The sequence below is a fragment of the Actinocrispum sp. NPDC049592 genome, from assembly GCF_040675465.1.
Taxonomy (GTDB): Bacteria; Actinomycetota; Actinomycetes; order Mycobacteriales; family Pseudonocardiaceae; genus Kibdelosporangium.
Genome location: NZ_JBFAPA010000001.1, coordinates 217,206 through 238,776, shown reverse-complemented (window position 1 = coordinate 238,776; position 21,571 = coordinate 217,206). Strand labels below are relative to the sequence as shown.

13 protein-coding genes are annotated in these 21,571 nt (G+C 68.2%); 9 read left to right on the top strand and 4 right to left on the bottom strand.

What is annotated here, in order from left to right; all coding sequences use genetic code 11:
• Window positions 1-6 precede the first annotated feature (6 nt).
• Window positions 7-792, top strand: coding sequence for a TIGR03084 family metal-binding protein (locus AB0J95_RS01095; protein ID WP_364750561.1), 786 nt, complete (start codon window positions 7-9; stop codon window positions 790-792).
• Here AB0J95_RS01095 and AB0J95_RS01090 read toward each other — a convergent pair.
• Window positions 789-1,274 carry a hypothetical protein gene (locus AB0J95_RS01090; protein WP_364750558.1) on the bottom strand — a complete coding sequence of 162 codons (486 nt, stop codon included), beginning with the start codon at window positions 1,272-1,274 and terminating at the stop codon, window positions 789-791. The genes AB0J95_RS01095 and AB0J95_RS01090 overlap by 4 nt on opposite strands.
• Before the next feature lie 335 nt (window positions 1,275-1,609).
• Between AB0J95_RS01090 and AB0J95_RS01085 the strand changes: the two genes are divergently transcribed.
• The gene (locus tag AB0J95_RS01085; RefSeq protein ID WP_364750555.1) at window positions 1,610-2,281 is read left to right on the top strand and encodes a hypothetical protein; all 672 of its coding nucleotides are present in this window, start codon (window positions 1,610-1,612) and stop codon (window positions 2,279-2,281) included.
• Here the strand turns inward: AB0J95_RS01085 and AB0J95_RS01080 are convergent.
• Entirely contained in the window at window positions 2,278-2,601 is a 324-nt protein-coding gene (locus AB0J95_RS01080; protein ID WP_364750553.1) for a hypothetical protein, read from the bottom strand. The two genes, AB0J95_RS01085 and AB0J95_RS01080, sit on opposite strands and share 4 nt — an antisense overlap.
• A 70-nt stretch (window positions 2,602-2,671) precedes the next feature.
• Here AB0J95_RS01080 and AB0J95_RS01075 point away from each other — a divergent pair, with 70 nt between their 5' ends.
• From AB0J95_RS01075 to AB0J95_RS01055, 5 genes are all read left to right on the top strand, one after another.
• Window positions 2,672-4,357 (top strand): acyclic terpene utilization AtuA family protein, encoded by a 1,686-nt coding sequence (locus AB0J95_RS01075; RefSeq protein ID WP_364750552.1) that lies wholly within the window; start codon window positions 2,672-2,674, stop codon window positions 4,355-4,357.
• Window positions 4,354-5,949, top strand: a complete 1,596-nt coding sequence (locus AB0J95_RS01070) for a carboxyl transferase domain-containing protein (RefSeq protein WP_364750549.1) — start codon at window positions 4,354-4,356, stop codon at window positions 5,947-5,949. The genes AB0J95_RS01075 and AB0J95_RS01070 overlap by 4 nt, the downstream gene beginning before the upstream one ends.
• Before the next feature lie 5 nt (window positions 5,950-5,954).
• Window positions 5,955-7,886, top strand: coding sequence for a biotin carboxylase N-terminal domain-containing protein (locus tag AB0J95_RS01065; RefSeq protein WP_364750547.1), 1,932 nt, complete (start codon window positions 5,955-5,957; stop codon window positions 7,884-7,886).
• A 1,109-nt stretch (window positions 7,887-8,995) separates the two neighbouring features.
• On the top strand, window positions 8,996-10,261 hold the full coding sequence (locus tag AB0J95_RS01060) for a sensor domain-containing protein (RefSeq protein ID WP_364750545.1): 1,266 nt from the start codon (window positions 8,996-8,998) through the stop codon (window positions 10,259-10,261).
• 104 nt (window positions 10,262-10,365) lie between these two features.
• Entirely contained in the window at window positions 10,366-10,893 is a 528-nt protein-coding gene (locus AB0J95_RS01055; protein WP_364750542.1) for a hypothetical protein, read from the top strand.
• Between the two features lie 75 nt (window positions 10,894-10,968).
• Here AB0J95_RS01055 and AB0J95_RS01050 read toward each other — a convergent pair whose 3' ends face one another.
• Window positions 10,969-14,319, bottom strand: a complete 3,351-nt coding sequence (locus AB0J95_RS01050; protein WP_364750540.1) for a BTAD domain-containing putative transcriptional regulator — start codon at window positions 14,317-14,319, stop codon at window positions 10,969-10,971.
• A 2,576-nt stretch (window positions 14,320-16,895) separates the two neighbouring features.
• On the opposite strand from AB0J95_RS01050, the gene AB0J95_RS01045 reads away from it, so the two are divergent.
• Window positions 16,896-17,846 carry a LacI family DNA-binding transcriptional regulator gene (locus AB0J95_RS01045; protein WP_364750537.1) on the top strand — a complete coding sequence of 317 codons (951 nt, stop codon included), beginning with the start codon at window positions 16,896-16,898 and terminating at the stop codon, window positions 17,844-17,846.
• 66 nt (window positions 17,847-17,912) lie between these two features.
• Window positions 17,913-18,659 carry a tRNA(His) guanylyltransferase Thg1 family protein gene (locus tag AB0J95_RS01040; RefSeq protein WP_364750534.1) on the top strand — a complete coding sequence of 249 codons (747 nt, stop codon included), beginning with the start codon at window positions 17,913-17,915 and terminating at the stop codon, window positions 18,657-18,659.
• A 529-nt stretch (window positions 18,660-19,188) separates the two neighbouring features.
• On the opposite strand, the gene AB0J95_RS01035 is transcribed toward AB0J95_RS01040, so the two are convergent.
• Window positions 19,189-21,531 carry a Tex family protein gene (locus AB0J95_RS01035; protein WP_364750531.1) on the bottom strand — a complete coding sequence of 781 codons (2,343 nt, stop codon included), beginning with the start codon at window positions 21,529-21,531 and terminating at the stop codon, window positions 19,189-19,191.
• Between the last annotated feature and the right edge of the window lie 40 nt (window positions 21,532-21,571).

Sequence of the window (21,571 nt, the reverse complement as noted above, 5' to 3'; positions counted from 1 at the left end):
GTCGGCATGCCGTCGCAGCTGAAGGGCCTGCTGGACGATCTGCGCGCCGAGGGTGACTCGCTCGAAGCGCTCGTCGCCGACCTGCCCGCCGAGCAGTGGGCCACGATGACCCCGGCCGAGGGCTGGACCATCGCGCACCAGATCGCGCACCTGGCCTGGACGGACGAGGCCTCGGTGCTGGCCGCGACCGACGCGGACGGGTTCCAGGCCGTGCTCACCGAGGCCTTCAAAGCGCCCACGACCTTCGCCGACGACGCCGCTCAAGCCGGTGCGCAGCGCGATCCGGCCGACCTGCTGGAGTGGTGGCGCGGCACCCGGGTGCGTCTCGTCGAGGTCCTCGCCGCCGTGCCGGAGGGCACCAAGCTGCCGTGGTTCGGGCCGCCGATGAGCGTGATGTCCATGGCCACCGCGCGGATCATGGAGACCTGGGCGCACGGCCTCGACGTCGCCGACGCCCTCGGCATCTCCCGCCCGGCCACCGCCAGGCTGCGCCACGTCGCGCACATCTCAGTACGCACCAGGGACTTCGCGTTCAACATCAACGGCCGCACCCCGCCAGCCGAACCGTTCCGCGTCGAACTGGCCGCACCGGACGGCACCACCTGGGCATGGGGCCCGGAGGACGCCGTCCAGCGGATCGTCGGCAGCGCCCTCGACTTCTCCCTGGTATCAACCCAAAGACGCCACCGCGACGACACCGATCTGAAGGCCGAGGGCGCGGACGCGGACGCCTGGCTGGACATCGCGCAGGCCTTCGCCGGTGTGCCCGGCCCTGGTCGTCAGCCCGGCTAGATACTGAAGACGAGCGGCTTCTTGCTCGGCGCCCGCGTGGGGTTGCGCACCGGCGGATCCAGCCGCGCCCCGGCCTCCTCAGCCCGCGCCCTGATCAACCGCACCGCGCCCTCGCCGCCAGGTAAACCCATTAGGGTGAATTTCGACTTCGGGATCGTCCGCAGGCAGAGCACATCCCCGCCGCGGTCGTCGAGCGGGTGGTGGGTCTGCACCCAGATGCTCTGCCCCAGTCCGACAGCCGCCTGCCGAAGGTCCTTCAGATCCACCTCGCGCGTGGCGAACCGGCCTTTCGCGATGAGCTTGTCGTGATCGAGCACGCAACTGCGCCGCGCGAAGGCCACAGTGACCACCAGGACCAGGGTGAGCCCGGCGACCGGCGCCCAGTTCACCGGATCCTCAGGCACCCGGCTGGGCCCGAAGATGGCCGCCAGCTCCAGCACCACGCACCCGGTCACGCCGAGAATTCGCAGTGCGGTGGGCATACGCCAGACAACTCGCGACTCGCTCGGTTGCACGTCGATATAGTGCCACAGCCCCGCAATTCGTGAATCGCCCAAAAGGTATTGTTCGTCATTCCTCGGCGGTAACCGCCTGCGGCTTGCACTATGCCCGCGAGGGGAGGGCAAAATGGCAGGTTTCAGCGTCCTTTTGCATTCAAGAAAAGGTCAAACTCGAAGCTGGCCACCTCGCGCCGGTCTATCGGCACAACCACCGGAGTACCGGGCAGAACCTCGACTCGAAGTACCATCCCGGTGGCATCACGAAACTCGATTTCAAAGTCGATGACAACGCCCCGATGCGGGCTGGATGTCATGGGATGGGCAATGCCGCCGACGGCGCCGGTAGCCACTTCGACCAGCTGGCCAACGCCATCGAAGGCCGCAATTTCGCGCTCCGGCAGCTGGCGGACAAGTACAACGACGTGCTGGTCGGTATCCAGCAATGCGCGTCCGCGCTTGAGGGGCTGATCACCGGGGCGATCGCCGCGGCCGGTTGCCTGCTGGAGGTTCCCGGCCTCGACATCCTGATGGACATCATCGGCGCCTGGCGGGTCACCAAGGTCATCAAGGCCGTCCACAAGGTTGGCTACTGGAACTGGGCCTGGTCGGCCAGCGAGGAGGATGAGGAGTCGGGGATCGCGCGGCTCGTGCACGGCGACGAGCGTGATGCCCGCGAGCTGCGTGCGAACCTGGCGGTGTTCGCCCGGCGTAGCGGCAGTCCACACGTGAACCGGCTGGTCAACGACGTCCTCGCGGGCCGGCGCAACGTCCGTGAGGTGTTCCGGACGCTGGAGTTCACCTCGGCGCTGAGCACCAACCTCGGCCGGATCGAGGAAGGGCTGGCCGAGCTGACCGGTGAGGAACGCGCCGAGGTGTGGGACCGCGACCGGCCTCGCACGCCGCAGACCCGGCTGGACTTCCTGCGCGGCGACGAGGACGAACCCGACGATCCCGATGACGACGGCGAGGTCGTCGTGAAGATCCGCTAGAGCAGGAACAGGTTCGGGACCACGACCAGGGCGAAGACCGCGGGCCAGTAGCTGCGGTGGTTCACGCCCGAACGGAAGGCGAACGCGTTCAGGCTCACGACGATGGCGGTGCCCAAGACCAGGGCCGCCACCCCCATGCCGATGGGGATGCCAACGCCGTCGTCCACGAGGGTCGGATCCACCGTGGTCCAGCCGAACTCGCCGCCGATCACCACGCCGGCCAGCCCGACGAACACGACGACGTAGTACGCCGGGATGGACAGCAGCAGGTTGAGCGGGATCCCGATCAGCCAGACGTGGTGGGGCTGGAGTTTGGGCACGCCGCCATCTTGCCCGAGGTGAAAACAAGCACGCTTGCTTGTTTTCTCGATGGCTGGCATGCTGGCTGCCATGTCGGCGATCAGGATCGGCAACGCGTCCGGTTTCTACGGGGACCGGTTCGCCGCGGTGCGCGAGATGCTCACGGACGGACCGCTGGACGTGCTCACCGGCGACTACCTCGCCGAGCTGACCATGCTGATCCTCGGCCGCGACCGGATGAAGGACCCGCGGCTGGGGTATGCCAAGACGTTCCTGCGGCAGATGGAGGAGGGTCTCGGGCTCGCGCTCGACCGCGGCGTCAAGATCGTCGCCAACGCGGGCGGGCTGAACCCGGCCGGGCTCGCGGACGCCTTGCGGGAGCTGGCTTCCCGGCTCGGTCTGACGGTCAGGATCGCGCACGTCGAGGGCGATGACCTGCTCGACCGGGCCGCCGAACTGGGGCTGGGCACGCCGTTGACGGCCAACGCGTATCTCGGTGCTTGGGGCATCGCGGAATGCCTTCGCGCCGGCGCGGATGTCGTTGTCACCGGCCGGGTCACGGATGCTTCCGTGATTGTCGGGCCCGCTGCCGCGCACTTCGGGTGGACGCCGACTTCGTACGATGCCCTTGCCGGTGCGGTTGTCGCCGGGCATGTGATCGAGTGCGGTGCCCAGGCCACTGGTGGGAACTACGCTTTCTTTTCGCGGCACGACATTCGGCGTCCGGGATTCCCGATCGCCGAGATCGAGGCCGACGGGTCCTCTGTGATCACCAAGCATCCCGGCACTGGCGGTGCCGTGACCGTGGGAACCGTTACCGCGCAGCTGCTTTACGAGATCTCCGGCGCCCGGTACGCGGGACCCGATGTGACCGCCCGGTTCGACTCGTTTTCTCTGTCGCAAGAGGACACTGACCGGGTGCGGATCTCGGGTGTGCGTGGCGAGGCTCCGCCGCCGACGTTGAAAGTGTCGCTGAACACGCTCGGTGGTTTCCGCAACGAGATGGTGTTCGTGCTGACCGGGTTGGACATCGAGGCCAAGGCCGCTTTGGTCGAACAGCAGATGGCGGACGCTTTCGGCGATCGGCCGCCCGCCGAGGTCCGGTGGACGCTGGCGCGGACCGACCACGCGGACGCCTCGGTCGAGGAGGAGGCCAGCGCGCTCTTGCGGTGCGCGGTCAAGGATCCGGACCAGAAGGTGGTCGGCCGGGCGTTCTCCAGCGCGGCTGTCGAGATCGCTTTGGCTTCGTATCCGGGGTTCCACGTGACCGCGCCGCCGGGTGACGCTTCGCCGTACGGCCTGTTCACGCCCGGGTTCGTGGACGCCAAGCTGGTCGAGCAGGTGGCCATTGTGGATGGTTCCCGGATCGCGATCCCACCCGCTGCGGAGACTTTGGAGCTTGCTCCGGTTGCGTCGCCACCTTTGCCCGCTCCCTTGACTGGTCCCACACGGCTTGCGCCTTTGGGGCTCGTTGCCGGTGCTCGCAGCGGTGACAAGGGCGGGGACGCGAACGTCGGCGTGTGGGTCGAGACCGATGAGGCCTGGCGCTGGCTGGCGAACGCCTTGACTGTCGAAGAGTTCCAGCGGTTGCTGCCCGAGACGGCTTCGCTGCCGGTCACGCGGCATGTTCTGCCCAACCTTCGCGCACTGAACTTCGTGGTCACCGGGCTGCTCGGCGACGGCGTTGCATCACAGGCGCGGTTCGACCCGCAGGCCAAGGCGGTCGGCGAATGGCTGCGGGCGCGGCACATGGACATCCCGGAGGTACTGCTGTGACGACGTTGCAGTCCACACTGGACACATCGTCGCCGGACTACGCGGCCAACCGCGACTCGATGCTCGGCAAGCTCGCGGAGCTGGACACCGAGCACGCCAAGGCGATCGCGGGCGGCGGTCCGAAGTACGTCGAACGGCACCGCAAGCGCGGCAAGCTCCTGGCCCGCGAACGGATCGAGCTGCTGATCGACCCGGACTCGCCGTTCCTGGAGCTGTCCCCGCTCGCCGCGTGGGGCAGCGACTACACGGTCGGCGCCAGTGTGGTGACCGGGATCGGCGTGGTCGAGGGCGTCGAGTGCATGATCATGGCCAGCGACCCGACCGTGCGCGGCGGGTCGAGCAACCCGTGGACGGTCAAGAAGACGTTCCGCGCCATGGACATCGCGCTGGAGAACCGGCTGCCGCTGATCAACCTCGGCGAGTCGGGTGGCGCGGACCTGCCTTCGCAGAAGGAGATCTTCATCCCGGGCGGTCGGCTGTTCCGGGATCTCACCCGGCTTTCGGCCGCCGGTATCCCGACGATCGCTCTCGTGTTCGGCAACGCGACCGCCGGTGGTGCTTACGTGCCAGGCATGTCCGACCACGTGGTGATGGTCAAGGAACAGTCCAAAGTGTTCCTCGGCGGGCCGCCGCTGGTGAAGATGGCCACCGGTGAGGAGTCCGACGACGAGTCGCTGGGCGGGGCCGAGATGCACGCCCGCAAGTCCGGCCTGGCCGACTATTTCGCGCTGGACGAGCAGGACGCCATCCGGATCGGCCGGCGGATCGTGGCCCGGCTGAACTGGCGCAAACGCGGTGTCCACCCTGGACCGGTCGTGCCGCCGCTGTACGACGAGGAGGAACTGCTGGGCATCGTGCCCGGGGACCTCAAGATCCCGTTCGACCCGCGTGACGTGATCGCCCGGGTGGTCGACGGTTCCGACTTCGACGAGTTCAAACCCATGTACGGCACCAGTTTGGCGACCGGCTGGGCGTCCGTGCACGGCTACCCGGTCGGGATTCTCGCGAACACCCGCGGCGTGCTGTTCAGCGAGGAATCCCAGAAGGCCGCGCAGTTCATCCAGCTGGCCAACCAGACCGACACCCCGTTGATCTTCCTGCACAACACCACCGGGTACATGGTGGGCAAGGACTTCGAGCAGGGCGGGATCATCAAGCACGGCGCGATGATGATCAACGCGGTGTCCAACTCGAAGGTCCCGCACATCTCGATCCTGATGGGCGCGTCGTATGGCGCCGGGCATTACGGGATGTGCGGCCGCGCCTACGATCCCCGGTTCTTGTTCGCCTGGCCGTCGGCGAAGTCGGCGGTCATGGGCCCACAGCAGCTGGCCGGAGTGCTGTCCATTGTGGCCAGAGCGGCGGCGCAGTCGCGCGGGCAGGAGTACAACGAGGAACACGACGCGGGCATGCGCGCGATGGTCGAGGCGCAGATCGAGGCCGAGTCGCTGCCGATGTTCCTGTCCGGCAGGCTGTACGACGACGGCGTGATCGACCCACGGGACACGCGGACCGTGCTCGGGCTGTGCTTGTCGGCGATCCACACTCAGCCGGTCGCGGGTGCGGACGGCTTCGGCGTCTTCCGGATGTGAGAGCGATGATCACGAGTGTTCTGGTCGCCAACCGCGGGGAGATCGCCCGCCGGGTGTTCCGCACCTGCCGGTCCCTGGGCATCGGCTGTGTCGCGGTGTACTCCGACGCGGACGCCTCGTCGCCGCACGTCCGCGAGGCGGATGCCGCGGTTCGCCTGCCGGGCAACACACCTGGCGAGACGTACCTGCGGGGATCGTTGCTGATCGAGGCCGCTCTGCGGGCGGGCGCGGACGCGATCCACCCCGGGTATGGGTTCCTGTCGGAGAACGCCTCGTTCGCGCAGGCAGTGCTGGACGCTGGGCTGGTCTGGATCGGCCCGCCGCCGTCGGCGATCGCCCAGATGGGGTCCAAGATCGAGTCGAAGTCCCTGATGGCCGCGGCGGGCGTGCCCACGCTGTCCTCTGTGGAGCCTGTGTCCGACGCGGATTTCCCGGTGCTGATCAAGGCTTCCGCGGGTGGCGGCGGTCGGGGCATGCGGGTTGTGCGTACCCTTGCCGACCTCCCTGCTGAGCTGGAGGCGGCACAGTCGGAGGCCGCGTCGGCTTTCGGCGACCCGACGGTGTTCTGCGAGCCGTACCTGGAGAACGGCCGGCACATCGAAGTCCAGGTCATGGCCGACACCCACGGAACCGTGTGGGCGCTGGGCGAGCGCGAGTGTTCCATCCAGCGGCGGCACCAGAAGGTCATCGAGGAAGCGCCTTCGCCTTTGGTGACCCGGATCCCGGGCATGCGTGCACGCCTTTTCGAGGCTGCCCGCTCAGCCGCCTCCGCGATCGGCTACACAGGCGCGGGCACGGTGGAGTTCCTCGCCGACGAGCAGGGCCGGTTCTTCTTCCTGGAGATGAACACCCGCCTGCAGGTGGAGCACCCCGTCACCGAGTGCACGACGGGTGAGGACCTGGTCCGCCTGCAACTCCTTGTCGCCCAAGGCGTTCCGCTGAGCGACACACCTCCTTCCGCGCAGGGGCACGCCATCGAGGTGCGGCTGTACGCGGAGGACCCGGCCCAGGACTGGCGGCCGCAGAGCGGAACCCTGCACCGGCTGTCCATTCCCGGTGTGGCTGCTGCCTTTGAGGTGCCTGCTCGGTACGGACTCCGCCTGGACAGCGGCGTTTCGGACGGTTCCGTGGTCGGCGTCTACTACGACCCCATGCTCGCCAAGGTCATCGCATACGCACCGACCCGCACCGAGGCCGCCCTGGGCCTTGCGGGCGCGTTGGCGGGCGCTGAGATCCATGGCTTGGTCACCAACCGGGACCTGTTGGTGCGCGTGCTGCGCCACCCCTCATTCCTGGCCGGGGATACCGACACGGCCTTCCTGGCCCGCCACGCCCTCACAACCCCGTTGGCCGACAAGGACGCCGTCAACCTCAGCGCCCTCGCCGCTGCCCTCGCCGACGCAGCGAGCCGCCAGACAAACCTCCCCAGCGGCTGGCGCAACGTCCCATCCCAACCGCAGCGGAAGGCGTACCGCTCCGGCGAAGGCGACCACGAAATCACCTACCGCCACACCCGCACGGGCCTGATCGCCGACGCCTTCCCGGACGTCACCGTGGTTGAAGGCACCGCGACGGAGGTGGCGCTCACGGTCGAGGGAGTCCGCCGAACCTTCACCGTGGCCCGGTATCCCGATGTCGTCTGCGTCGACTCAGCCCTGGGCCCAGTCACTCTGACCCCGGTGCCGCGCTTCACCGACCCCTCAACCCAAGTAGCGCCCGGCAGCCTCCTCGCCCCCATGCCCGGCACCGTCATCCGCGTAGCCGCCACCGAAGGCGACACCGTCACCGCCGGCCAACCCCTCCTCTGGCTCGAAGCCATGAAAATGGAACACAAAATCACCGCCCCCACCCCCGGCACCCTCACAGAACTGCCGGTAAAACCAGGCCAACAAGTAGACCTAGGCACAATCCTCGCCGTAGTAACCCCCACCGACTGACCCCTCGCCGTGGCCGTCGGCCCGTTGGTTCTGGTGCCAGCCCGACCGCGCGTGGGCGCTCTCGTGCGGTGTGGCCAGGGGTCTTCGCCACGGGCTGGTCCGGCCTGCGGTTGTCCAGCCCTGGCGGGCCCGACGAGGGGAGTGGGTCTTCGCCACCGGTTTCCGTCTGGCTTGCTGGGCGCAGCCCTGACCAGGACCAGAGCTGACCTGGTCGGTAAGCGGACAGAGCCTTCGCCTCGCACACCGTCCGGCCCGTGGCGCCCGACGACGGCGGTGCACAGCGCTGCCGTGTGGTGTGGCGAGGCGGGGCCTTTGCGTCAGGCTTTGGCGCTTAGCGTTGAGACCGGTTGGACCCGGAGCGCTGCCCTGTCGTGTGGTGTGGCCAGGCGGAGCGTTCGTCTCAGGCTGTGGCGCTTAGCGCTGGGACTCGTGGGACCCGGGGCGCTCTCGTGTCGTGTGGCGAGGCGGGGCCTTTGCGTCAGGCTCTGGCGCTCAGCCCTGAGACCAGCCGGACCCGGGCGATACCCTGCCGTGGAGTCTCGGTTTGGCTAGCTTTGTCCCTGGTCACCTTTCAGGGCCGGTCAGATCCGGGCGCTGCATGTCTTGGCCTACCTACGTTTCGCCGCGCTCCATGCCGGTTTTGGTGCCCCCCATCTGGGCTTGCCACCCCGAGGCATTGCCTTGCTTGTGGCCAGGTGGGTCTCGGATTGGCCTGTTGCGGCTCTGGTTTGGCCCTCAGCCAAGAGGCCTCGAATTCGGAGCGTTGTTTGCCTTGGCCCCTGGGTCTTCACTTTGACCCGTTCCTTGCCGACCTCGGCGCACAACCTTCAGAGCGTCGCGCCCATAGCAACCGAGCCGCGCCTGTGGACAACTCCGCCGAAGTCGATCTTCATGGCCCCGCCCCGTCCGCCCCGCCTGGTAACTTGGATTTTCGAGGGGTGCTCTGGGCGGTTTGATCTTTTTTTTGGCTGGTCAGGTGGGGCTCGGAATGATGGTTGGGGGTGGGTGGGGATAGATTTGCGGGGGAGTTTCGGTGTGGTGGTGTCAGGGCCTGGAGGAGTGGTGTTAGGTCCACTGGCCGACGGCCACGCGCACGACAGAATGGGGGTATGAGCGCACCGCCCCAGACACCGACCCGTCGCCAGCTGTTCGGCTGGGCTGTCGCGCTGGTACCGCTGGAGGTACCGAACTACCTGCTGGTCGCGTTCACCGCGTTGTCCCTCGGGCTCATCCCGATCTGGATCGGGTTCCCGCTCGTGCTCGGTGTGGTCGCGCTGGTCCGGAAGTTCACCAACTTGCACAGGCGGCGGGCCGGGTGGATCCTCGGGACCACGATCGAGCGGCCCTACCGGCAGCGGTCGGACCGAGGGCTGATCGTCCGCGTCTTCGACATCCTCCGTGATCCGGCGACCTGGCGGGACGTGGCATTCCTGTTCGTGCAGATGACCGCCGGGCTGACGCTGGCGGTGACCCAGATCGGCATGCTGCTCGGCGCGATCGGCCACCTGACACTGTGGACCTGGTGGTGGGCACTGCCTGAAGACGCCGAGGTCGACCTCATCGGGTTCCTCTCGGTCAACTCCGAGGCGTCGGCGGTCTACATCGCCGGCACCCTGGGGCTCGTGTACCTGGCCTTCTGGTGGTACGCGGCGCCGCACCTCATGCGGGCGCAGGCGTTGCTGGCCCGATGGCTGCTCGCGCCGACCGAACGGTCCCGGCTGGCCAACCGGGTGCGGCAGCTGACCGAGTCCAGAGCGGACACAGTGGACACCCAGGCCGCCGAACTGCGCCGGATCGAACGAGACCTGCACGATGGGGCACAGGCGCGGCTGGTCGCCCTGGGCATGAGCCTCGGGATGGCCGAGGAGACCGTGTTGCGTGACCCGGCGGCCGCGCGGGAACTGCTCGCCGAGGCCAGGGCGGCCAGTTCGCAGGCCTTGTCCGAACTGCGTGACCTGGTGCGCGGCATCCACCCGCCGGTGCTCGCCGACCGCGGGCTGGACGGCGCGATACACGCGCTCGTGCTGGCGCACTCGATGCCGATCGACGTGGAGATCGACATTCCCGGCCGGTTGTCCGCCCCGGTTGAGTCCGCCGCATATTTCGCGGTCGCCGAGACGCTGACCAATGTGGTCAAACACGCCGGTGCCAGTAAAGCGTGGATTCGGCTGGGATACGAGGAAGGCCAGCTCAACATCCTCGTCGGCGACGACGGCAAGGGTGGCGCGGATCCCAGCGGTGGCACGGGTTTGCGCGGCATCGAGCGGCGCTTGTCGGCATTTGATGGCACTCTGGTGGTGACCAGTCCGCTGGGCGGGCCGACCGTCGTGGTGATGAACGTCCCCAGTGAACTGATCTCTACACAGTCGTCTTAAATCGTGTGTTCCTTCCGTGTGGTCCTGATTCCTACTGTCCTGCGCCTGGGTGACCCCCGACAAAGTCGCCCGGAATCACGCGAATCAGAGGGAGAACCACAGTCGTGAGCACGTATTCGACCGCCCCGGCGGGCACCGTTCCGGCCAAGAAGCCGGGCACCCTGATGGCCGCGATCGTCCTCGCCGTTGTGTCCGGTGCGGCCGCGATCGCCAACGGCGCCATGATGCTGGCCGGCGGCGCACAGCTGGCCAAGGACCTTGTCGTGCAAGGCGTTGCCGACCTCGCCGGCGTCACCGTGGACCAGGCCAAGGACCTCGGCGGCTCGTTCCTCGAGACGGAGCTCAACCAGATCGAGAGCACCGTCCACACCCGCGCGTACCTGGTGATCTTCGCCGGTGCGGTGATGCTGCTGTTCGGCCTGGCCATGGGCAAGGCCGCCACCTGGGCGCGCGTCATGGTCACCATCGGCGCCGTGCTGACCCTGGGCGCGTCGGCCATCGTCGCCCTCGACGTCGCGACCTCGCTGATGAAGGGCCTCGGCTGGGCCGCCGCGCTCGGCGCCATCGTCACCATCGTGGTGACCTGGCTCGGCCCGAACGGCCGGTACGCCAAGGTCGTCAAGAAGGGCTGAAATGTTCCCGCTTGAACGAAGTCGGGCGTACTAGGGGTACGCCCGACTTGGTTCACTAGAGTCAGAAGGAAATACTCAGCCGGGTCTGGTGAGGCTGAGCAACAACCTCAGCAACGTCGACGTGTTGCTGTCGCGGGGATCGCCGAGCCGCTCCGCCTCTTCGCGGGCGAACCCAGCATCACGCGCCTTCCCGGTCGACTCATAAGCCGCGGCGAGGAGGTGAAGCGTGATGGCCGTCGCCGAAGTGCTGCCCATCTCACGGTACGTGCGTAGACAGTCACGCAGCACCGGGATCGCCTCCACCGCCTTGCCTTCGCCGATCCACCCCGCCGCGATCGCCCTGGTGCACGACAGTTCACGGGGCAGCTCACTGAGTTCCCGGGCGATATCCCGCGCCTCCCGGAACGCCGCCATCGACGCCTCGCGATCATCGATCCCCGCGCAAATTGCACCCAGCGTGCGTAACGCCTTTGCCAGTGCGGACCGTGAATTCTCCTTGCGCAGCAGTGCGATTGCCTCTTCGGCCAGCTCGCGCGCCCGCACCAGAGCGGCCCGGTCATCCGCGCCCGACTCGGATGCATTGGCGACAGGTCGATCTTCTGGGGCCAATTCCTGCGTTTGCGTAAGGCTGTTTTGCTTGTCCGCTCCCGACTCGGGCGTACTGGCGAGAGGCCGGTCTTCTGTGGCTGACTCCCGCGTCACAGTGGTTCGATTGTCTACCCGCGAGTCCGGTGTGCCAGTGACAAGACGGTCTTCGGCAGCTGATTCCTGCGACTGCGTCAGGCTGCTTCGTTTGTCTGCATCAGCGGTGGGCTGGCCTTCCGCGACCGACTCCCGTACGTGGGCAAGGTCGGGCCGCTCCACCCCCGTGTGTCCCATGTGGTCGGTGGGCGCGGGCTCGGTGCGGTTGGAGGTGGAGTTGGCCAGGACGAAGCCCCAGGCGCGGTCGTGGAGGGCGATCGCCAGCTGGCGCGACTCGCCGGACTTCCGGGCGAGGGTGAGCGCTTCGTCCTCGATCCGCGCTGACTCTTCGGTGCGGCCGAGCCGGTTCAGCGCGGTGGCGAGAGTGTGCAGCACCATGCCGAGCGCGTATGGGTCGTTACTGAGGTGTGTTCGGGCCGCCTCAGCGAGTTCGATCGACTCTTCCGGCTGGCGCACCGCGATCAGGCAGGACGCGAGGTTGTGCTGGACCCACCCGAGCGCCTCGTGCTCGCCCAGCGCGTCGAGTTCCTTCGCGGATGCGCGGTACTCCTCGATCGCCCGCTCGTACTGGCCACGGGCGTGCCGCAGCAGTGCGAGGGCCGACCTCGCCTGGGCAGCCACGCGTTCGTCCGTGCTCTCGGCAAGTGACTGGTATCCCAGCCGCATGTCCGCGTACTGACCGTGCAGCCACAAGTAGACCGCCAGCCGGTCCATCAGCTGCATGGCTTCGCGCTCCCAGCCGTGCGCGGCCACTTTGGACATTCCGGTGAGCAGGTTCGTCCGTTCCGTGGCGAACCACGCGTGCGGGTCTGCGGTCAGGCGCTTGACCAGATCCGGCGGCAACGGCTGTGGCCGGTCCAGCTCGCCCAGCCGCGGCAACGGCAGCGTCCACGGCAGTTTGCGCGCGGCGACGTCCGCGATGCCACGCATCGCGTCGATGATCGTCTGCGCCTGGGCCATCCGCGCGTCCCAGTCGTCCTCGGCGCGGGTGCACTCCATCGCGAACACCCGCACCAGGCTGTGCATCCGGTACCGCGGCTCACCCGTCTCGTCGATGCCGATCGGCTCGACCAGGCCGGACTCGACCAGGTCCTCCATGGCGTCGTCGGCCTCCCGTGCGCCGAGCAGGGTGACCACCCGCCACTCGGGAATGTCGACCGTATCGATGTTTCCTAAGCGCCGCAACGCAATCCGCGCGGACTCGCTGAGCGAGGCGTAGCTCATCGTCAGGCTGGCCCGCACCGCCAGGTCGCTGACCGCGAGCTCGTCCAGCCTGCGGCCCTCGTCCTCCAAGCGCGCCGCCAGCACCGCGAGCGGCAGGTTCGGCCGCAACGCCAGACGTGTGCCCGCGATCCGCAACGCCAACGGCAGGTTCCCGCACGCCGCCGCGATCCGCTCGGCATCCCGCTGCTCCGCGGCGACACGCTGACGTCCGGCGATCCGTTCCAGCACCCGAAGCGCCTCGCTGTCGCTGAACGGGCCGATCCCGACCCGGCTGGCCCCGTCCAGGCCGCTGAGCCTGCGCCGGCTCGTGATCAGCACCGCGCACCCCGGCGTGCCTGGCAGCAACGGCCGCACCTGGCTCGGTTCGGCCGCGTCGTCCAGCACCACCAGCACTTTCCGGTCGGTCAGCAGACCGCGGTAGGCCGCCGCCCTTGCCTGCAGGTCGTCCGGGATCGCCGGTCCGCTGACCCCGAGCCCGCGCAACAGGTCCGCGAGCACCGCGCCGATATCCCGCGGCGAGTCCACACCGGACAGTGACACGAACAGCTGCGCGTCCGGGTACACCGACCGCAGTTGGTGCGCGGCCGTGATGGACAGCGTTGTCTTGCCCGCTCCGGGCTCCCCGCTGAGCACGACCACCGGAACGCTGTGGCCACCGGGGTTCAGCAGACCCGTGATCTCGGCCAGGTACTGCTCGCGTCCGGAGAAGTCCGCGGACGTCGCGGGCAGCTGGCAGATCGGCCAGGTCGGCTTGGGCAACGGGGTGTCCGTCTCACCCCGCAGCAGCGACTCGTGCAGCCTGCGCAACGCCGCCCCGGGCTCCACACCGAGCTCGTCGATCAGCGTCGCCCGGGTCCGCCGGTAGACCTCCAGGGCCTCGGCCTGACGGCCGGAATGCTGCAACGCCACCATCAACTGCCCAGCGAGGCGTTCCCGCAACGGGTGCTCGATCAGCGCCGCCTGCAGTTCGGCCGCCAGCTCCGCGTGCCGCCCCGCCGCCAGTTCGGCGTCGGCGCAGTCCTCGAACACCGCCAGCCGTTCCGACTCCAGCCGGGTGATCTCCGCGTCCAGCACTGGAACGTGCATGTCGCCCAACGGATGCCCACGCCACTGCGTCAGTGCGTGCCGCAGGTGCCCCGCCGCCTTCTCGTGCTGCCCGGCCCTGGCGGCGCTCCGGCCGGCCGCGGCCTGTTCCCGGAAGACCAGGAGGTCGACGTCCTCGGTGGGGACATGCAACCGGTAGCCCCGGCCCGAATGGTCGATCTCGACCCCCCGCAGCCGCGCCCGCAGACGGGACACATACGTGTGCAGGTTGGACGCGTAAGACTTCGGCGGCAGCTCCGGCCACAAAGCGCCCACCAGCAAATCGGTGGTCACCGGCCGGTTCGCGTGGAACACCAGCATCGCCAGCAGAGCACGCTGATGGTCGCCGCGTAATCGCAGCTCGCCAGTCGGGCCGACCACGGTCAACGGGCCGAGCACGCCAAATCTCACGGTCACGTTCTCTCCGAACAGAAGGGCGGAGGGCAGTTTAGCCAGCGCCCTAGGTGAATGCGCGACCATATGAAATTAGGAGTCGTGAACTGGCAACCTCCGCAGGTCAGAGTCGTGTGTGGCGTGGATGAGTGATGTACATCCCGGTTTCGAAACCGGTTGCAGCGTCCAAATGGACGAGTGCTCAGATCATGGGACCTCTATTCCTGTCCGGAATCGGACAAACTCGCACCCGTGAAAAGTGAATCGAATTCATTCCTCGTGATGTGAGTCGCCGGCCTCCTCCCGAAAGGCCTTTAGCCGACGCGATCGCACCACGAATCGTGATCTCGGTTTCGTCGTGTACCCGCAGGTGTACACCGTTTCGGACACATCCCCGGCCCGGATGCCGAGCACGATTGGCGTCGGCACTCGGACCGGACCCGCATGCCCCGATGGACGGCTTGATCAGACTCCCTTGGGGGTTGTGAACGCGAGGTTCAATACCTGGGCAGGGGCGGGTGCAGACGGCGGTGGTGCTGCTGGAGTGCGGGTTTGTTGGGTGGGCACCGATGGTTGCGCGGCGGGGCTGGGAGCGGTGGTCAGTGGTTGGGGCGACGGGATGGATGACGGTGCTGAGGTTGTGGCGGCTTGCGCTTCTTGCGCGGGCGCGGATGGCAAAGCGGTGAGAACGTGGGTGGGTTTCGGTGGTCGCGGCGATGGAAGGGGTGCGGTGAGTTCGGTTTGCGGGCCTGGTGTGGAGGAGCGGGCGATGGAGGCACGGGTTGTTGTCGGCGTGAGGAGTGATGGTGATGTGGCGGCGGGGTGGGATTGATGGCTGGGTGCGGAGGGATGAGTGAGGGTGAGGGTCGTCGGTGGTTGGGGTGACGTAGGCGTTGAGGCGGGCTGGGTTTGCTGAGCGGACGCGGAGGGATGAGTGACGAGCGTGAAGGTTGTCGGTGGTTGGGGTGACATCGGTGTTGGGGTGGGCTGGGTTTGCTGAGCGGGTGCGGATTGATGGGTGGGCATGGATGAGGGTGCCGTGCCGGTTTGGGCAGTTGTGGGTGGTTGAGGTGGCGGTGATGCGGGTGTGGTGTGGATGGGTGTCGGGGTATGGGTTTTCTGTGCGGGCGCCGGGGGATCGGCGACCGAAGTGAGGTCGGTGGATGCCAGGGGGATGACCCGCGGCGGCGGTGTTGGGGTGGTGGTGACGCCTGGCGAGGCGAGGGGAGCCGAACTCTTGTCGGCGGGGTCGGCGGGAGAGATCGAGGTTGGCGGGGCGTTGAGCGGGTCGGCAGTGGTGGCCGAGGTTGCGGGTTTGGTGGCGGGGTCGGTTGGTGTTGGGGTTGGGCCGGTCATGGGGGTGGTCGAATGGGCTGGGGCGGGGTTGTTGGCCGGATTGGTTGTAGGAGCTGGATTGCTGGTCGGGTCACCAGCGGACGCTGAGGTGGGATCGGTGGTCCGCTGGCCGGAGAGGGCCGGGTTTGGATCGGTGGCGGCGCTTGGTGAGGTGGCTGAGGCCAGGCTGGTGCCGGGGTCGGGTGGAGCCGCTGCGCCTGGGGCGGAGCTGGGACTGGCGGCTGAAGCGAGGACGGGCTGGGGTGCGTTTGCGGCTGCGGTTGAACTGGGAGTTGGAGGGTCGGCTGTAGTCGGGGGTGATTTGGGAAGGGCGGGGAGTTCGGCCGGGCTCGGGGGTGAACTGAGGGGAGTCGGCAGGTCGGCTGGGTTCGGGGGTGAGCTGGGAAGGGCGGGCAGGTCGGCTGGGTTCGGGGGTGAACTGGAGGGAATTGGGAGGTCGGCTGGGTTCGGGGATGAATTGGGGAGGGCGGGGTGGTCGGTTGGGGTCGGGGGTGAGCTGGGGATGGGGTGAGGGGTGGATGGGGCTGGGGTTGAGATGGGAATGGCTGTGGATTGGGCTGGGGTGGCGGCTTCCTGTGGTGATGGGTGGGGTGTGGGGTCTGGGGAGGTTTGGGTGTAGAGGTGGCCGGGGGCGTCGGGGTTGCAGCCGAGGCGGAGCAGGCGCGCGCGGATGGACCCCTCGGTGCGGCCGAAGTGCTCGGCGAGGCGGCGGCGCACGGTGTACGCCTTGTGGGTGTCGCCGGCTTCGAGCCAGCGGTTCAGCAGTTCCTGGTCCTGCTCCTCGGTCCAGGGGGTGTTGGCGTTCGGAGGGGCACCGGAGCGACGGGCCCGTGTGTTCAATGTGGACAGTCCGCTCATGATCTGCTGCAGCAGCCTGCCGACGGCGGTGAGGCCGCTGACGGGCACGATGAAGGTGCCGGTGGCGCTGGCGGTGCCGTTCTGGTCGGCGCCGGACAGCGTCACCTCTATTCGTTCGCCGAGCTCTCCGCTCGGCGGCAGCTTCACCGCGCGCACGATGTACTCGTTGCCGTTCGCGGTGGTCTCGGCCATGCAGTCGAGAATCCCCATGGTTCGGTCTCCTTGTCTCCGGAGCCTGGGTGGCCCGTGTGAACAGCTTCCAGGCACCCACCGACACTTTTTTCGGGCCACGACCCCGAAAGCGCATGTCGTTTCGCTGTTGAGCTGGGTTTGGTCCCTCAGTCGGGTGTATTTCCTGAGCGGCTCGTTCCAGGATGGGAGCTGCCATGAAAAGACCGACGATCGGCGACATCGCCCGCCGGGCCGGAGTGTCCAAGGCAGCGGTGTCCTACGCGCTCAACGGCCGGCCCGGCGTCTCCGAGGAGACGAGGGAGCGGGTCTCCAGAATCGCGCACGCGCTGGGCTGGCGGGCCAACACCGCGGCCTTGGCGCTGTCCGCCGAACGTGCGGGTGTCGTGGGCCTCGTGGTCGCTGGGCCGGCGCCGTGGACAGTGGTCGAAGGCATCGAGCGGGAACTGGCCATCGACGGCGTCGCGCTGCAGCTGGCGATCGTCCGCGACGCCGAAGCCGAGGCCGAGACCTACCGCGACTGGTGGGCCGCGCGTCGCGTCGACGGCGTGCTGCTGCTCGACCCGCGACCGGATGACCACCGCATTCCCTTGCTGCGCAAGCTGAACGTCCCTGCGGTGCTGGTCGGCGCCGGTGCGCCGGACATGTCCGCGGTGCTGGACGACCCGGCGGCCGAGTGCCGGCGCGCGGTCGAGCACCTCATCGAACGCGGGCACAGCAGGCTCGGGCACGTCAAAGGCCAGGGAGTGAGCCGCAACGTGCACCGCGCCGAAGCGTTCCGCCAAGTGACGAAGGAACTTCTCGGCTGCGAGGCGGTTGAGGCCGAAGGCGCGCTCGAAGCGACCAGGGAACTGCTCGCCACGCCCGATCCGCCGTCGGCGTTGATCTACGACGACGATGCGGCAGCAGCGGAGACCGTTGCACACGCGGCCATGTTGAACATCCACATCCCCACACAGCTCGCGGTAGTGGCATGGGGCGACTCCAACGTGTGCCAGCTCGTGCACCCCGGCGTCACGGCGATCCACCACGACGACGCAGCTGACGGCGCCTCAGCAGCGCGTCTGCTGTTGAACCACCTCAAGACCGGGATCCCCGAACAGCGCACGGTCGACCCCGGGCGACTTGTCGTGAGAGGAACCACCTAGTTACTCACCGTAGACCGTGCCCGATACTGTCACGGACAGTGTCAGGCGGGGGCGGAGGGTGACAGGGTGGACGGCGAGCAGTTCGCAGCCGGGCAGCGGGCCCGCGAGTGGTTCCACTCACTGGCCGTGCCGCCTGGAGCGTGGACGGTCCTGCGCGTTGACGGCCGAGCCTTCTCCAGGTTCACCGAGCAGCGCTTCGACAAACCGTTCGACTTACGGTTCTCGCAGCTCATGGTCGAGGCGGCGCGGACGTTGCTGACCGAGTTCGGCGCCCGGTACGCCTACACCGAGAGCGACGAGATCTCCGTCCTGCTCGACCCGCGCACCGAGATCTTCGGCCGGGGCGTGGAAAAACTCGTGTCGGTCTCCGCGAGTATCACGTCCGCGGCCTTCACCCACGCGATGGGCGAACCGGCGCACTTCGACAGCCGGGTGTGGATGGGGACCGGGCCCGCGGACGTACTCGACTACTTCTCGTGGCGGCAGGCGGATGCGGCGCGGTCGGCGCTGAACGGCTGGTGCTACTGGACTTTGCGCAAGGACGGGCGGTCGCGCGAGGAGGCCACGCGGGCGTTGGAAGGCGCCGATGCCGCCGCCAAGAACGAGCTGCTGTTCGACCATGGTGTGAACTTCAACGACATTCCCATGTGGCAGCGCCGTGGCGTGGGGTTGTGGTGGGAGACCTACGAACGGCCGGGGTACGACCCGATGCGCGAGGTTCCGGTGACCGCGACGCGGCGCCGGATCCGGGAGGACCGGGAGCTGCCGATGAAGGAGAGGTACCGGGAGTTCCTCGCGGAGTTGATCGCGTAGTACCGGTCTGGTCGCTGCCGGATATCGCGAGGTGGTCGATGACGGCAGCCTGGATGGCGCCGATGAGATCGCCGACAAGTTCGCGGCCGCGGAGGAGCGGGCAGCGGAGGCTTACCTGGGCGGGGCCGGGAGGCTGTGGGTTGATTGACAGGCTGGGCCGACCTTGGGCGCCTTGCGGGGATGCTTCGAGGGCGAGGGCGAGGGCGAGGGCGAGGGCTGAAGTGGGTCGCGTGAACTCTGGCTCGCAGTGCGCGGTGCGGACGTGAGTCTCGCGAGGTGGGGATTGTGTGTGGCGCGGGCTGCGGCCGTGAGTGCTCTGATCGGTGAGGCGCGCGGGCAGCGGCGCGGAATATGGTCGGCGTTGAGGTGCGGAATTCCTTGCAGGGCAAGGGTTTCTTGAGTTGATCTTGATTGGGGCCTGACCTCCGGCCCCCGGGTTCAACGCTACTGGGGTGGACTGACGGGGTGGGTGGCTGGGGATGAGTTGTCCACAGGGCGGCGGGGGTGCCGCCGCCCTGTGGGTGGGTTATTACTTGCCGAAGCCGGCGCGGCGGAGGGCGTCCGCCATGGAGCCGGAGGCGGCTGGTTCGTTGCGGCGCTGGCGTTGCTGGTTGCCGCGTCCGCCGCCACCGCCCTGCTGACGGTTGTTGTCGCGGCGGCCGCCGCCTTGCTGTTGCTGGGGTTTGCCGGGCTCGTCCTCCAGGCGGAGGGTCAGGCCGATGCGCTTGCGCGGGATGTCCACTTCGAGGACCTTGACCCGCACGATGTCACCCGGTTTGACGACGTCCCGCGGGTCCTTCACGAACGTGCGGGACATGGCCGACACGTGCACGAGACCGTCTTGGTGCACGCCGATGTCGACGAACGCGCCGAACGCGGCGACGTTGGTGACCACGCCCTCCAGGGTCATCCCCGGCTTGAGGTCGGAGATCTTCTCCACGCCGTCAGCGAACGACGCCGTCTTGAACGCGGGACGGGGGTCGCGGCCGGGCTTGTCGAGCTCGGTCAGGATGTCCGTGACTGTGGGCAGGCCGAACGTGTCGTCGACGAAGTCCTTGGGCTGCAAAGACTTCAGCGCCGGGCTGCCGATCAGCTCGCGCAGGTCCACCTTGGTGGCGGTCAGGATCCGGCGCACCACCGGATAGGACTCCGGGTGCACGCTGGAGTTGTCCAGCGGGTCGTCGCCGTTGGGGATCCGCAGGAAGCCCGCGCACTGCTCGAAGGCCTTGGGGCCCAGGCGGGCCACGTCCTTCAGCGCGCTGCGCGACCGGAATGGGCCGTTCTTGTCCCGGTGCAGCACGATGTTCTCGGCCAGGCCCTCGCCGATGCCGGACACCCGGGTCAGCAGCGGCGCCGACGCGGTGTTCACGTCCACACCCACGGCGTTCACGCAGTCCTCCACGACCGCGTCCAGCGACCGCGACAGCTTCCCTTCGGCGAGATCGTGCTGGTACTGGCCGACGCCGATGCTCTTCGGGTCGATCTTCACCAGCTCCGCCAACGGGTCCTGCAGCCGCCGCGCGATGGACACGGCGCCACGCAGCGAAACGTCCATGCCCGGCAGCTCCTGCGAGGCGTACGCGGACGCGGAGTACACCGAGGCGCCCGCCTCGGACACCATCACCTTGGTCAGCCGCAACTGCTCGTGCTGCTTGATCAGGTCCGCAGCCAGCTTGTCGGTCTCGCGGGACGCCGTGCCGTTGCCGATCGCGATCAGCTCCACGTTGTGCTGCTTGCACAGCACGGCGAGCTTGGCGATCGACTCGTCCCACGCGCGCCGCGGCTCGTGCGGGTAGATCGTGTCGGTGGCCACGACCTTGCCGGTCGCGTCCACCACGGCGACCTTCACGCCGGTCCGGAACCCGGGGTCCAGACCCATCGTCGGGCGGGTGCCGGCCGGCGCGGCCAGCAGCAGGTCCCGCAGGTTGGCGGCGAACACGCGCACGGCCTCGTCCTCGGCCGCGGTGCGCAACCGCATCCGCAGGTCGATGCCCAGGTGCACGAGGATGCGCGTGCGCCAGGCCCAGCGGACCGTGTCGGTCAGCCACTTGTCGGCCGGGCGGCCGCGGTCGTCGATGCCGAACTTCGCGGCGATCCGCACCTCGTAGTCGCTCGGGCCCGGCTCGACCTCGTCGGACGGTTCCGGGCTCAGTGTGAGGTCGAGGATCTCCTCCTTCTCACCGCGGAACATGGCCAGGATCCGGTGCGACGGCAGCTTGGTGAACGGCTCGGCGAAGTCGAAGTAGTCGGCGAACTTGGCGCCGTCCTCTTCTTTGCCCTCGCGGACCTTGGCGGCCAGCCGGCCGCGCGACCACATGTGCTCGCGCAGGTCGCCGATCAGGTCGGCGTCCTCACCGAACCGCTCGACCAGGATCGACCGTGCGCCCTCCAGGGCCGCGGCGGCGTCCGCGACGTTCTTCTCGGCGTCCACGAACCCGGCCGCGGTGGCCTGCGGGTCCAGCGTGGGGTCGGCGAGCAGCTGGTCGGCCAATGGCTCCAGGCCCGCCTCGCGCGCGATCTGCGCCTTGGTCCGCCGCTTGGGCTTGAACGGCAGGTAGATGTCCTCCAGCCGGCCCTTGGTCTCCGCGGCGTTGATCTGCGCTTCCAGCTCGTCGGTGAGCTTTCCCTGTGAACGCACCGATTCCAGCACCGCCGCCCGCCGCTCCTCGAGCTCGCGCAGGTACCGCAGGCGTTCCTCCAGCGTGCGCAGCTGGGCGTCGTCCAGGGTCCCGGTCACCTCCTTGCGGTACCGGGCGATGAACGGCACGGTCGCGCCGCCGTCGAGCAGGTCGACCGCGGCCTTCACCTGGTTTTCGCGGACACCCAGCTCTTCGGCGATCCGCTGGTCTATCGACAAAGTCACGTCGAGCATTCTGCCTAAGCCCTCCCGGCGGCGACAGGCGGGCCGACAG

Excerpts from the sequence above, each read along its gene's own strand:
- AB0J95_RS01085 (WP_364750555.1), top strand. The coding sequence starts at position 1,610 with ATGGGCAATGCCGCCGACGGCGCCGGTAGCCACTTCGACCAGCTGGCC.
- AB0J95_RS01065 (WP_364750547.1), top strand. The coding sequence starts at position 5,955 with ATGATCACGAGTGTTCTGGTCGCCAACCGCGGGGAGATCGCCCGCCGG.
- AB0J95_RS01075 (WP_364750552.1), top strand. The coding sequence starts at position 2,672 with ATGTCGGCGATCAGGATCGGCAACGCGTCCGGTTTCTACGGGGACCGG.
- AB0J95_RS01090 (WP_364750558.1), bottom strand. The coding sequence starts at position 1,274 with ATGCCCACCGCACTGCGAATTCTCGGCGTGACCGGGTGCGTGGTGCTG.
- AB0J95_RS01060 (WP_364750545.1), top strand. The coding sequence starts at position 8,996 with ATGAGCGCACCGCCCCAGACACCGACCCGTCGCCAGCTGTTCGGCTGG.
- AB0J95_RS01035 (WP_364750531.1), bottom strand. The coding sequence starts at position 21,531 with ATGCTCGACGTGACTTTGTCGATAGACCAGCGGATCGCCGAAGAGCTG.
- AB0J95_RS01045 (WP_364750537.1), top strand. The coding sequence starts at position 16,896 with ATGAAAAGACCGACGATCGGCGACATCGCCCGCCGGGCCGGAGTGTCC.
- AB0J95_RS01095 (WP_364750561.1), top strand. The coding sequence starts at position 7 with ATGCCGTCGCAGCTGAAGGGCCTGCTGGACGATCTGCGCGCCGAGGGT.